10 protein-coding genes are annotated in these 12,212 nt (G+C 43.4%); 4 read left to right on the top strand and 6 right to left on the bottom strand.

Going from position 1 to position 12,212, the window contains the following annotated elements; all coding sequences use genetic code 11:
• Nucleotides 1-15 precede the first annotated feature (15 nt).
• The 3 genes from FKG96_RS06305 to FKG96_RS27070 form a co-directional block, all read right to left on the bottom strand.
• Entirely contained in the window at nt 16-1,077 is a 1,062-nt protein-coding gene (locus FKG96_RS06305) for a histidine kinase (RefSeq protein WP_149105271.1), read from the bottom strand.
• A gap of 68 nt (nt 1,078-1,145) precedes the next feature.
• Nucleotides 1,146-2,165, bottom strand: coding sequence for a hypothetical protein (locus FKG96_RS06300; RefSeq protein WP_130856077.1), 1,020 nt, complete (start codon nt 2,163-2,165; stop codon nt 1,146-1,148).
• 57 nt (nt 2,166-2,222) lie between these two features.
• Complete coding sequence (locus tag FKG96_RS27070) at nt 2,223-2,354, bottom strand: hypothetical protein (protein ID WP_256377656.1); 132 nt, start codon at nt 2,352-2,354, stop codon at nt 2,223-2,225.
• An 832-nt stretch (nt 2,355-3,186) separates the two neighbouring features.
• Between FKG96_RS27070 and FKG96_RS06295 the strand changes: the two genes are divergently transcribed.
• The 4 genes from FKG96_RS06295 (at nt 3,187) to FKG96_RS06280 (ending at nt 5,842) form a co-directional block, all read left to right on the top strand.
• Complete coding sequence (locus FKG96_RS06295) at nt 3,187-3,405, top strand: hypothetical protein (RefSeq protein WP_130856076.1); 219 nt, start codon at nt 3,187-3,189, stop codon at nt 3,403-3,405.
• On the top strand, nt 3,392-3,805 hold the full coding sequence (locus FKG96_RS06290; protein ID WP_130856075.1) for a putative toxin-antitoxin system toxin component, PIN family: 414 nt from the start codon (nt 3,392-3,394) through the stop codon (nt 3,803-3,805). The genes FKG96_RS06295 and FKG96_RS06290 overlap by 14 nt, the downstream gene beginning before the upstream one ends.
• Nucleotides 3,806-4,247: 442 nt before the next feature.
• The gene (locus FKG96_RS06285) at nt 4,248-5,243 is read left to right on the top strand and encodes a helix-turn-helix transcriptional regulator (RefSeq protein ID WP_149105270.1); all 996 of its coding nucleotides are present in this window, start codon (nt 4,248-4,250) and stop codon (nt 5,241-5,243) included.
• Between the two features lie 251 nt (nt 5,244-5,494).
• Complete coding sequence (locus tag FKG96_RS06280) at nt 5,495-5,842, top strand: hypothetical protein (protein ID WP_149105269.1); 348 nt, start codon at nt 5,495-5,497, stop codon at nt 5,840-5,842.
• Nucleotides 5,843-5,844: 2 nt separating this feature from the next.
• Here FKG96_RS06280 and FKG96_RS06275 read toward each other — a convergent pair whose 3' ends face one another.
• Genes FKG96_RS06275 through FKG96_RS06265 form a run of 3 tightly spaced genes read right to left on the bottom strand, consistent with a single transcriptional unit; the run spans nt 5,845 to nt 12,152 of the window.
• Nucleotides 5,845-7,200 carry a RagB/SusD family nutrient uptake outer membrane protein gene (locus tag FKG96_RS06275; protein ID WP_149105268.1) on the bottom strand — a complete coding sequence of 452 codons (1,356 nt, stop codon included), beginning with the start codon at nt 7,198-7,200 and terminating at the stop codon, nt 5,845-5,847.
• A gap of 21 nt (nt 7,201-7,221) precedes the next feature.
• Nucleotides 7,222-10,416 carry a SusC/RagA family TonB-linked outer membrane protein gene (locus tag FKG96_RS06270; RefSeq protein WP_149105267.1) on the bottom strand — a complete coding sequence of 1,065 codons (3,195 nt, stop codon included), beginning with the start codon at nt 10,414-10,416 and terminating at the stop codon, nt 7,222-7,224.
• Between the two features lie 17 nt (nt 10,417-10,433).
• On the bottom strand, nt 10,434-12,152 hold the full coding sequence (locus FKG96_RS06265) for a TlpA disulfide reductase family protein (RefSeq protein ID WP_149105266.1): 1,719 nt from the start codon (nt 12,150-12,152) through the stop codon (nt 10,434-10,436).
• Nucleotides 12,153-12,212 lie beyond the last annotated feature (60 nt).

The raw sequence follows: 12,212 nt of genomic DNA, 5'->3' as shown, positions 1-12,212 counted from the left end.
GTATTTGCTTTAGTATCAATGACGTTCAATAACAAGAAATAAAATAAAAAGATCACCTTCGCGCCAATAGCTTAGCGTAAAATGCACCCCCAACAAGTACCGTAACCGATTTCTCAAGTCAATTAGCCCCGAACCGCTAGATACCGTTTTTGATTCGACCTGCTTAACTGCGTTGACTGCCGTCACCAGTAAGGTATCGCCTGCTGTTACCACCCGAAGAACCGCTTGCTGTCGGCTGTGATCAAGTACGGCATATTTCAGCAAATTCTCCACACAGTTTATCAACGTAAAAGCAGGCAAGCGAAAAGCACGATAATTGCCCGCGCAGAGCAAACGGATTGGTGCATTCCTGCTATCATCACCGTAATAAGCCTTCAATAATTTCGCAGTCTCCGATACTTCCCGTTCTAAGGTAACCGTTTGCAGCACTCGGCTATTTTGTTCGCTCATGCCATATTTAAGAATCTCTGCCAAGTAGAAAATCCGACGGCCCAAGGCCTCACTCAAATCACAAACGAGCGAGTAGCAGTGGTTAAAAGCATTCATTAAAAAATGAGGCGAAAGCCTAGAAACCTCTCCCTTTAACCGATAACGATGCAGACCACGACGTAAGTTGCGTAACCGCAGCATCAAAGCAGTCAATCTTCTTTTCTTTAGCACATTATGATAAAACAGAAAGTAGATGGCCGCATACTTACCCATTTCTTTCAATACGCGCCCAGCATTAGCCACAAACTGTTTGTGTGAGTAGGGAATATCCTCACGATAAATTTTCCAGCTGAAAGCAGGGGCCAATACATAAATATAGCCCCATGCAAATAAGACAAACAGGCCAACAGCACCCAGCAACGGCATAATCAAGAGACGCTTGCGCGTTCGTTGAAACAACCAAAAGAGCAGCGCCAAGATCAGGTAAAACGTGAACGCCAACAAAATCACCAATGCAATGATACGGCCGATAGACGGATCAGGATATGCCTTCAGGTTATATCGGTACATAATCGGAACGTAAACGAGCCATGCTGCTATATGAGCATAAACAGTCTTAGCGCTTACTTTGGGTAACCATTTCATCATAAGCTGTGTTTGTTAGATTTAAGCTCCCAGGTCAGTAACCTTCTATAATTATTTAGGTAGTATGGACTTTAAATATATAAGTATTTGAGGAGATTTACAAAATCGCGGTACAGATCTTCACTAATTCGGTAGCTCATCAAGGTGTCGGCGCATAACATATAACATTGTTTCGTGCTGCGATAAGGGAAATACCGGTAGGCGTTGCCTTCCTCGATCCTCAATTTCTTATTTCTCCGATATCTTCCCGTCGGTTGCCCCGAGAGCCAATGCTCCCATTGATGTAAATAAACACTTTGTGTTAACGTATCTTGCAATATGCCGAAAAGTTTACATAAAACGGCATTCAAATGATCCAATGTATTCTCATCCCATGCCACATATATCGGATCATGCGCGATCAGTTTTGGTACATGTGCCGTCGTCCTAGGGACAACGATGGGATAAACAGGGCATTCGGCCAGTCTGGCCAGCAAGGGGATGCCGCGATGAATATAAAGTTTTCCGCTGAAGAAGGGAACGGGGGCCAGCCTATCCAAGTCAATATCCGTAAAACATCCACGCCCACCGTCCACATAAGTCAGTATGTAAAAACCCTGCTTAATATAGTTACACATTTTACGGATTACGTGAGGATCTTCCGCCAGTAAAATAGGCGGCAATTGAAAACCCTGTCGTTTGTTCCTTTGCAGGTAAGTTGAAAAAGCCGTTTGCTTAGTCACGCGCGTTGCTACAAGCAAAACAAAGGGAAGCTTTTGTTGCATCAACCACCGGCCTATTAAACGATAAGAACCAACATGATACGTTGCTACAATACCCGGTTTGGCTAGGTACTTACGCAGTTTATGCCAAGCAGGCTGATCAAATAGCGCTAAGGCTTCCCGTTTCTCCTGATCAAACAAATTCAGGGCCTGATGGAGGCGTGCACAACGGAACAGTTGAAGCAATTTTTTCGGCTCCACACCCGCTTCAAAAGCCTGCAATTGCGCACCGAAGAAAGCAAAAGAACGAATGATGGCGTCATTATTGAATAGTTCTTCATTTGCATATTTAGCAACAAGAGGTTGAATTTTTTCCAGATAAGTATTCATAATTTTAGTTCTTAAAAATTGAAACAGAGGAGGATGCGTGGGCATCCTCCGGTTTAGTTAAAAAATTTCAAACGGGCATTTATTTTCATCATCGTTCAACTCATTCCGCTCGATGAGCTGGTTTAATGAAAGTGGTGCTCCTAGAATAGGCAATACCCGACTGATCAGTTCAATTTGTAACTGTGACATGTTAACTACCATTAAATTTTAAACATAACCCTATTTACGGATGAGGGTACTTCCGACCTCTTGTCTGGCCAAGCAGAAGGTTTTTCTGGTGATCACAATCCAAAAGTGAGGCTTCGGAGAAAGAAACGAAAAGAATTTTTTTACCTTACCGTTGTTGCAAGCCAATTGACATAAAAGGCCAAAATTCTCCCATCTAATCGGCAAAAACCGTCAACTAATTAGTGAAAGGGGAACAGGTGAGCATGGGAACCTGTCATACTCACTACTCCCTATTCCCTACTCACAAATAGTGAACATGGAAACTTGTGAGCTGGGAACCCCATTATCGCATTAGCTAGATCATTTACAAACATAGGCCACTGCTACTAATAAGGCCATAAGCTTTAGGCTTTAAGCTATTACCCATTACTCCTTTTCAGCTTTCAGTCGCAAGAACCTTTCTCACAACCTACAACCGGCAACTCACAACTAAGAAAATTCATCGCTCATAATTCCTAATTCCGGCCTACCGGCAGGCGGGCATCACTAAAAAACTACTCCCTAAATAGTGAACAAGGGAAATTGTGAGCATGGGAACCTGTCATACTCACTACTCCCTATTCCCTACTCACAACTCCTCAGTGAATATAGGAGCCTGGGAGCTGGGAACAAGACACTATTAACTACTCCCGAATAACTATTACCTATTAAAAAGAATTGAGTATATTTCCTCTATAAAAAGAAGTTCTTGATGGCAGAGGAGAGATCGATAATTTCCTATTATATGCAACACGATTATATTGCATATAATAGGAAATTTATCTAAGTTTGTTTATATTAAAAGTAGAAGATTATGGATAGGATAGTATTAGAAGTCGACTCATCTTTAGCTAAAGTTTGGAGAAACACTACTCCATCCTTAAAGGCCAAATATGAAAAAAAGATTGCGTCAATATTGAAGGAAATGAAAGAAGTTGAGTTCGAAAGACTTTTAAATAAGGTTGGAAAAATTGCAGCAAAAAACGGACTCACAGAAGATGAGTTGAACAATTTATTGAATGAAGAAGACTGATTTTTATATTCTAGACACAAATACATTAATTAGTGCCATTATACTTCCTAATTCCGTTGCTCGGAAAGCATTTGATAAAGCTAGAAAATCAGGTCAGATTATTGTTTCAAAAGAGACATTAGACGAACTTAATGGGGTTCTAGTACGGCCAAAGTTTGACAAATATATACCCTTGGATTTACGACTGGAAATTATTGAGGAGTTCGAATCTGTGGTAAAACATATTAGCCCTAAATACACCATAACCGATTGTAGGGACGAGAAAGACAATAAATTTCTTGAATTAGCTTTGACGGTAAAGGCGAAAGCAATTATTACCGGAGATAAAGATCTGCTTACATTAAACCCCTATCACGATATATTGATTATAAATGCGAATGGGTTTCTATTAATCAATTAGAAAAAACGTATAATCCGTGAAAAGTGAACCTGTGCGTTAGAACCTATATTATCACATTAGCTAACCGACCGCAGGGAGCTCATGAGTGCCGAAAAAAGCAACCACTTACGAATAATCGGCTCATTCATTTACAAACATAGGCCACTGTTACTAATAAGACTGTCAGCTTTAGGCTTTAAGCTATTCATTATCCATCACTCCTTTTCAGCTTTCAGTCGCAAGAACCTTTCTCACAACTCACAACCGGCAACTCACAACTAAGAAAATTCATCGTTCATAATTCATCATTCCGGCCTACCGGCAGGCGGGCATCACTAAAAAACACACTTCCATCCCAAAAAAGTTGCCATCCAAACCCCAAATTCTGCATAGTAATATCTAATTCTCCAAAAAGCATTCATAATTCAGAACTTAAGCCTATCAAAAAGAACCCGTTAGGCCTATGCTCAAAGCCGTACATATTGATTTACCCACCAACAACCAAGGATATTTACTCTACAGCGAGCGCGTGCCCGCCACCACCCCGTACCGTTTAACATTAGCCGATGTAAACTACTGGCAAAGCGATCAATTTTCCGTACTTGAGCAATATTACGACGCACCCGACGCGCTTATCTGCCTAGCTGATGTGCATGCAGAGGTACCGGTAGAAGTACCCATCCATTGCAAGCTATCCGATTTGTATTGGCTTTACCAATTAAAGGGCACGTACAGCATCCACACATCCAATAAGGCACAAAAAGTACTGCAAAGCCAAGAAATGCACTATACACAGGTATACGTACCTCAAGGCCAGTACCTTACCCATTTTGATAAGGGAAAACACCAGCTGTTCTATTTTGTGATTAAGCCAAATTGGCTTCTACGGCATGGTAAAAAGGAGTGGCGTGGTCTTCAAAAACTCTTGGACAACTGGAAAGAAAAGGCTGCAAATGTTAGGCACAACAAACAGTTCCCCATAAGCGAACATATTATGCTGCGGTTACTCAACTTCTTTGCTTTACCGCCCCTAAAACGGTTGGCTATGGATTTAAAAGTATACGAACTCTGTTTCAATTTACTCGTTCTAAGCCAAGAAGATATGCAGTCCGTAAAGACCGACTCAACATACAGTAATCAAAAAGTAGAAGCTATTCGCAGCACTATTGAACTACAGATACAGCATGGACAGGTGCAAACCATAAAACAGTTGGCACATCATTACAAGATATCAGAAAGATGGTTGCGAAAAATCCACTGCGAAATTTACGGTAACTCGTTGGGGCTGTACATTCAGCAGACAAAGCTGAAGCGCGCAACGGAACTCCTTGACGATAGCCGGTACACCATTTCGGAAGTAGCGCATCTATTAGGTTATTCCGGCATAGCCAGTTTTACCAATGCTTTCAAAGCCTATTACGGGCTTAGCCCGAGTGAGTACCGTATACAGAAACTGTAGGCTTTGCAAAGCCACTTTCCGCAACTCATAAAGCCGCTTTCCGCAAACAGCCGGTATCGATATAAGCTAATTTTATCCCTAAAAAGGAAAACTATTCATTATGAAGAACTACTTAACCATCCACAACAGAAAATTTGCAGTATTTCCGGGTAGGCCGGTGTAGTCTCGTATTCCCTGTAGATTTTCTCAAGATGAGAGAACTACAAGAAGTCATAATAAAAATTAAAAACTAAAAAAACAAGGAGGATAACATGTATACTCAATTAAAAAAAGGTTTAAGCTTTGCTTTTGCGATAGCGATGGCAATCATGGTATCGGGCAACGCTTATGCTACCGAAAAGACAGAGAAAGAAAATAAAAAAGAGAAGGTGCGGGCGACTACCACTTATTTTTACAACGGACCTTCCTCTTCGTTGAACGACCATGTGGCCAATCCGTCCAATTGGAACCAAAATCAGCAGCCAGGCCTTTCTTGCGACAATCCAACTCAAATACCTTGTAGCTTGGAGGTTCCGGAAGACATGACGCTGAACGAATACCTGGAAGAGCTTGGTTCTCCGCAGGCCATTATTGACGAATCGGCAAAAGGACGCAACTAGGATTAGCGTTCATTTTGCGGAATCCCTCCCAGCCTTATCACATCTTCCGGAATGAGAATGGTAAAACGGGGATCTCCAACGGGCAGCGTATATCGTTGCCCGTTCACTTCTCTTTCCAACGTGATCTTTCCACCCAAGTGATTGATGCGTTTCACATCAAACCATCTCAGTCCTCTGAATAGCAGTTCCTTTCTACGCTCCTTCAAAATCAGGTCCAATGTTTCCTGAGCATCAACTGTTTGATAGGGTTTGAAAAATCCGCGTTGCCATCGTTTTTCCAATAATTGATTCAGAACAGACAGGGCCTCTCCTACTTCTCCAAGGCGTACCAAAGCTTCCGCCTTGATCAACATCACCTCATCCACAGCAATTCCCGAAAAGTACGCGCCCCGACCTCCCCCATAACTGCCTTTGAAGCGGTAGGAACCGTCTTCATTTACTCGGAAAAAGGCCGGTTTGCGTAGATCTCTATTATCATACAGCTTAATGAGGTTACTATCAACCTTAGCCACCGCTTCATTTAATGAGTAATAAGTGAACAGAAATTTGTACAACAACACTTCCTCATTATCTTCGGAATTGAAGGGATAATCTGCCTGTACATCAATCTCATTGAAATCCAGTAAAGAGACTCCTTGCAGGGCTTTATCGGCATAAACAAGTGCATTTTCGAAATCCCCCATAAAAAGATAGGTCCGTGCCAACAATCCAAGCGCAGCCGATCTGCCCGGCCATCTTCTGTTCGGTTGCCTTACAGGCAGGTTTACTTCTGCCTCCTTCAGATCTTCCAATATCTGCCTATACGTTTCTTTCAGATTCGCCCGCTCACTTTTAACATTGAAATCCGAGGACAGACGAAGCGGTAAGCCCAATTTCTCGTCGGCGGTATTTTCATCATAAATCGACGCCCATATACCGGCCATCTCCAATAAGTTAACTGCCCGGTGAAAATGCGCCTGCCCTTTCACATTCTTTAACTCTTCATTTAAGGCTTGTTCGGCAACCCCTTCCAGCACCACATTGCAATGGTAGATACTTTTATAACATTTGCGCCAACCATCCTCAATATAACATAATTCGGTAAAAGGCCCATCTCTCCACCGGTACAGATCCCATTCCGTTTCGCATCCCAAACTTTCATAGTCATCATCGGACAGATAAAAATCAGCGGACGCAATCTCTCCCTCAGATGGAGAAATATCAATTTGCGAACTTTCGTTCAATAAGGCCTGAAAATGTTCGGCATTTACCGGTACTGCCAGCTTTTTATCGGGCTTTTCCTCCAAAAATTTTTTGCAACCGGCTAGCAGGCCAATCAGCAGTATAAAAAAGATAAGTCTATTTGTACAGTTTTTCATGTTGATCTTTTTTTTGTTATATCATAGTTGAGCACGTATTCCCAGGGCGTAGGCACGCGGCGGTACCAGGGTATTACCACCGCTCGGAAACTCCGGATCAATACCTTTTTTGTTTGCACGCCAAAGAATACCCAAATTGTCCGCATTTAAGAATGCCGTGAAACTCTTCACGCCAATTTTCCGAAGAAAGCCGGTATTCAGTTTATACGATAGGTTCACATACTGAAGTCGTATATGGTCTGCTCTTTCTACGAGCGGTTCGGTGTAGCGATAAAAGTTATCCCTGCTCGAACTTGTGGGATAAACCATCGACGGAATATCTGTATATAATTCGTCGCCCGGTTGTTGCCAACGGAACGCAAAATCACTGTGTTGCTCACCCTGTGAATAAAGATAGTAGTAGTTTATACTGCTGCGCCTAAAGTAATGCCCCATTTTATATACAATACGAGCTGATAAGCTCAGGTTCTTAAAAGTAACCGTATTACCGAGCGACCCAAACCATACGGGTAACACCGGGCCATTATATACCAGATCGTCCAATTGCGTACCGTTTCCATAAAGCTGGGTGTAATTGCTGCTAACCTGATCATTAAGAAAGCCCCTGGGATCTCCGGTTTCAGGGTCAAGCCCCGCCCATCCGAATGAAAACACCGAATACACCGGCTTTCCGATAACACCGGCAATCGAACGCTCCGTAACGAAGTCCCTTCCCCGGGTTGAGCTAAGGTAATAGTCAACTACTTCATCCCGGTTGAAACTCAGGTTCAACTGGCTCTGCCATGAGACTACGCGACCCTTTATGTTAACCGAATTCAATTGGATATCCATACCATGCCCTTTCATTTCCGCTACATTCTTTGTGATATTGCTACCAACTCCTGCCGTGGGATCCATTACCTCCAGTCCGAAAAGATTCTTCCCGCGTTTCAGATAATATTCTATGCTGCCGCTCAGCCGGTTATCCCGAAAGGTAAAATCTATTCCCATATTTGTAGTTTGCACCGTTTCCCAGCGTAGGTCAGGGTTTGCGTAGTTATCGAATCTTGCATAGGGAAACCTCGTATTCCGGTTGATACCAACATACCAAATGGTGCTAACGGCACTCATGGCCGGATCGATATTGCCGCTATACCCATGCGTTAACCGGAGACGCAGATAAGGCAGCATGCTACTTTTATAGAAAGATTCCGCACCGATATCCCAGCTGCCACCTACTGACCAGAGCATGTTCCATTTGTTGTTGGTATTTAAGCCGAATAGATTAGTAGCATCACGTCTCATGCTTGCCGAAAGGGTATATTTCCTTCTGAAAGTATACGCCCCATTTCCGTATACCGACACAAAACGCAAAATCCGATCATCCAACTGCTGGTTGTTCGGAATAAAAGAGAGACTTCCACTAACAAAATTCGGATATTGCCGAGTATAGTCTACCTGACCGAAACTGAGATTATCGTCTTTCAATCCATAGATGCGATATTGATTCATCGCCGTATGTGACTGTCTTATCTCAGCGCCGATAATCGCGTTTATCTCATGGTCTGACCAAGCGGTATTGACATTAAACTGGGCCCTGCCGCTATGCGAAGCCAGCGAAGATGACGTAATATCCGCAATACTGCCTTTGGGCACGATATAGTTCACTGCTCCCGAAACCGCGTCAATCTGGCTATAGGAATTTATGAGGTCACGCGCAAAATAACTCGCTTCGCCCCGCTTGTTGGTCCGTTCAATCAGTTGCTTTTCATATTGATACCTGCCATCAAATGAAAACCATTCCGAGAAGCGATAATTGAAACCGGTGTTGAGCAGAACATCCGTTCCATTGGTGCCGTTCCGCATATAACGGTAATCCTGCAAGGGATAATAATTCCAATCCAGCAATTTACCTTCTTCGGCCAATGCATCCAGGTAAGGCTTTCGCTTCTGATAGATCGGCAGTGCATTTCCCGCTGCATCTGCAAACTCGGCATAGGGGTAAAGATTGTAAGTAGCCATTCCGATACTTCCGTAAGCAGGTTTCCCCGAGCGATCAGCAGTACGTGTAAGATAAATATCGGAGCTGACAGTGAGTTTCGGTAGTGGCCGCCAAGTGTTCTCGAAACGAATATTCACCCGTCGGTTCAGTTCGTTTAGGTTGGAATTATTGCCATCATAACCCAATCCCATACCCCAGCTATGCTTGTCTGTACCCCCACGCATGCGTAGGGAATACTGCTGATTGAGCCCGCTACTATAAAAGTATTTATTATACTGATCCCTCACATCCAATGCGGACAAACGCATACGCTCCGTTAAATAATTCGCCGAGTCGATCAGTCCCGCATTCAGCTGGATTAGTTTCTCAACAATCGGACTGAGTGGCAGCTTTCCGATACTGTTGATTCTTGAGTTATAATAGCCTTTGTTGAACAGGAGCTCTTCGACCCCGATATAGTCGGCTGTTTCCATTTGAGGGAGATAGGAGAGATCAGGTTTCGTTATGAGCTGAGCACTCGCCACCACATCTATTGTGAGCGATTGATTAAATCTGCCCTTTTTTGTGGTGATCACAATCACACCGTTTCCGGCGCGGACGCCCCAAATAGACGCTGCGGCGGCATCTTTTAATACGGTGATATTTTCAACGTCGTTCGGGTTGATATTGGTAATATCGCCTTCATAAGGAAAATTATCCACAACAATCAGCGGTTGCTTAGGTCCTCTGATACTGCTCAGTCCCCGGATCATCAGCCTTCCGGAAGAATTAGTACTATTGTCAGCGATCAGACCGTTGGCAACGGCCGGTAGGCGGCTCAGGACGTCTGTACTTACCTGCTCGCTGAATGTTTCATTGTCTATAAAGGTAAAAGAACCTGTTGCGCGTTCTTTTGCAATTTTTTGATAGCCCGACGATATGGTTACCTCTTCGAGCTGTTGTTCGTCAGGCTCTAAAGCAATAAGTAGTTTATCAACCGTCCGGCCATTAAGGTTTTCCCTTTTTGTAATAAAACCGATGTGCTGGATAAATATCAGCGAATCTTTCACGTCTATGAGTGCTTTAAATTCGCCCCGTGCGTTCGTATTGGCAATGGTTGTTCCATCGGACAGTTTTATATTTGCCGCGCTGATCGGTTGATTGTCTCGAGAGGAAATTACATGTCCGGCAATTCTTGACTGCGCATGACAGGTAAAGCTGATTAAGGCACACCATAAGATAATACATAATTTCATTTTGTTCAGGTTGAAGGTTATAGGTCAGATTTTCTAATAACAAATACGTCTGTCTCAATCTCTTCTTTCGTTACCGTGAGGTTATAGCGTTTAAGTTGTGTTATTAGTCGTTCAACATTATCAGGTTCCAGCTGTAAGGTGAGGTCAACAGGGCCTTCTATGCCCGTTGCGTCTACTAGCAGATCGTCCGACCGGCCAAAAACGAAGCTGTTGATTCCGGCTACCAGGTATTTTATGGGATAACCTTTTAAGCGGACAGCATCACCCGGTTTACTTTTAAAAAATGTATTCATTTTAAGGGAGTCGGTACCTGATAAAAAGCTAGGTTCTTCAGCTATGTGGCGGAGCACATAACAGCTGCGTTTTCGTTTTTCGATCATGCCCTTCCAGCCACTGTACCGGTTTACTTCATTTAGCATGTTTTTATATACCCTGTTCATGTCAGCTACCGTGTCGGCCGATAGTGAAATTGTATAAACCATCCCCAATCCCAACGTGTCCCGGGCAGCTATATATCTATCTTTCGATGAATATAAGATTCCCTTTCCGGCAAACAGCTTGCGGGCCAGATAATCGTAAATGCCGAGTAGCGGTGTGTTACATAGCGCCAGACCAACGGCCGCCCCGTTGTTATCCCTATGTATCTTAGGGCCGACCGGCAAACCCAGATAAGTTTCTTCAATAAAGATGCTATGGTGTTTGACCTTATTGGAAACCAACAGATCGCCTTTTAAGAATAGAGGTTTAGCGGCATCGACATCCCGTTTCATTTTTAGTCCAACGATTTGGTTGTCAATTATCCTCGATACATTTATAGCGTTAACCGCATCAGGTCTGGTAGTAGCCCTAACGACACCCTTCTGATCAATCCACACACAATGTGGAATAAGCTTATGGTAAAAGTACTTCTTCAGCATATTATCATCAGTTATGGAGCCTATATTCAGGTCTTGCAGCAATTTGTTGTTTTCCAAAAATTGCCGGGCCTTGTCAGATGGTTCATACGTTACCGATAGCACTTTGAGCTCTGTTTCAAATTTCGCCTGTAGTTGATGTAAATCGGGCATGGCAGCTACGCAAGCCGTACACCAAGTCGCCCAAAAATCCAGTATAATCAGCTTGCCTCTATAATCATTCAGCTTTACCGTGGTACTTCCCTCCTGCCCTGCTTTTACCGTTTGCAGAGGCATATGCCATAAAGCTTCCGGAATGGTATCTCCTATTTGTAGCGGCTTGATAGAATCTGTAGATAAAGCCACGCCATGGGCAGCCTCCGGGGAGGAGGACTGCCGGGCGTGTGCCAAACAAACACAGAACAAGACGTTTAAGGCTGTAAGGTATATGGTGTAGGGCTTAAGGTAGTTAAGAGGTATAAGGTGTAAGCTGTAAGGTTTAAGGGCGCGCCGGGCCTTAGCACTATGCGGCACTGCCGGTTTACCGAACGTCACCTCGAGCCTGTCGAGAGATCCGAGCCCGACCTTCCCTCTCGTCATTTCGACTGAGGGAAGTGATGTGGACAGAGCGGAACGGAGAAATCTTCGAGCAAAGGCAACGAGCGAACTCACCATTGATAACTCATCACTCATCAATAGCAACCGCTTTCGCATGTTAGCATTTACATTTTTAAAGCCCCTCTCCAATCGTTTAAGAGGAAAAATATGACTCACTTTTTGCCTTATATGCTTAAAAAGCTTATTTTTGAACAATAGGGTTCCTATGAAGTCGTAAACCTTCATTTTTTATTTCGATTTAGGTATTTAAGTTTAAAATGAAATATGCTTATTTTACTTAGTGGA

Source organism: Olivibacter sp. LS-1, assembly GCF_008245145.1.
Classification (GTDB): domain Bacteria; phylum Bacteroidota; class Bacteroidia; order Sphingobacteriales; family Sphingobacteriaceae; genus Olivibacter; species Olivibacter oleidegradans.
The sequence above is the reverse complement of the archived record's forward strand: the minus strand, read 5'-3'. Positions and strand labels throughout refer to the sequence as shown.

Bases quoted from the DNA above. Each gene is read 5' to 3' on its own strand.
- FKG96_RS06265 (WP_149105266.1), bottom strand. From the start codon at position 12,152: ATGAAGGTTTACGACTTCATAGGAACCCTATTGTTCAAAAATAAGCTT.
- FKG96_RS06280 (WP_149105269.1), top strand. From the start codon at position 5,495: ATGTATACTCAATTAAAAAAAGGTTTAAGCTTTGCTTTTGCGATAGCG.
- FKG96_RS06270 (WP_149105267.1), bottom strand. From the start codon at position 10,416: ATGAAATTATGTATTATCTTATGGTGTGCCTTAATCAGCTTTACCTGT.
- FKG96_RS06290 (WP_130856075.1), top strand. From the start codon at position 3,392: ATGAAGAAGACTGATTTTTATATTCTAGACACAAATACATTAATTAGT.
- FKG96_RS06285 (WP_149105270.1), top strand. From the start codon at position 4,248: ATGCTCAAAGCCGTACATATTGATTTACCCACCAACAACCAAGGATAT.
- FKG96_RS06295 (WP_130856076.1), top strand. From the start codon at position 3,187: ATGGATAGGATAGTATTAGAAGTCGACTCATCTTTAGCTAAAGTTTGG.
- FKG96_RS06305 (WP_149105271.1), bottom strand. From the start codon at position 1,077: ATGATGAAATGGTTACCCAAAGTAAGCGCTAAGACTGTTTATGCTCAT.
- FKG96_RS06275 (WP_149105268.1), bottom strand. From the start codon at position 7,200: ATGAAAAACTGTACAAATAGACTTATCTTTTTTATACTGCTGATTGGC.
- FKG96_RS06300 (WP_130856077.1), bottom strand. From the start codon at position 2,165: ATGAATACTTATCTGGAAAAAATTCAACCTCTTGTTGCTAAATATGCA.
- FKG96_RS27070 (WP_256377656.1), bottom strand. From the start codon at position 2,354: ATGTCACAGTTACAAATTGAACTGATCAGTCGGGTATTGCCTATTCTA.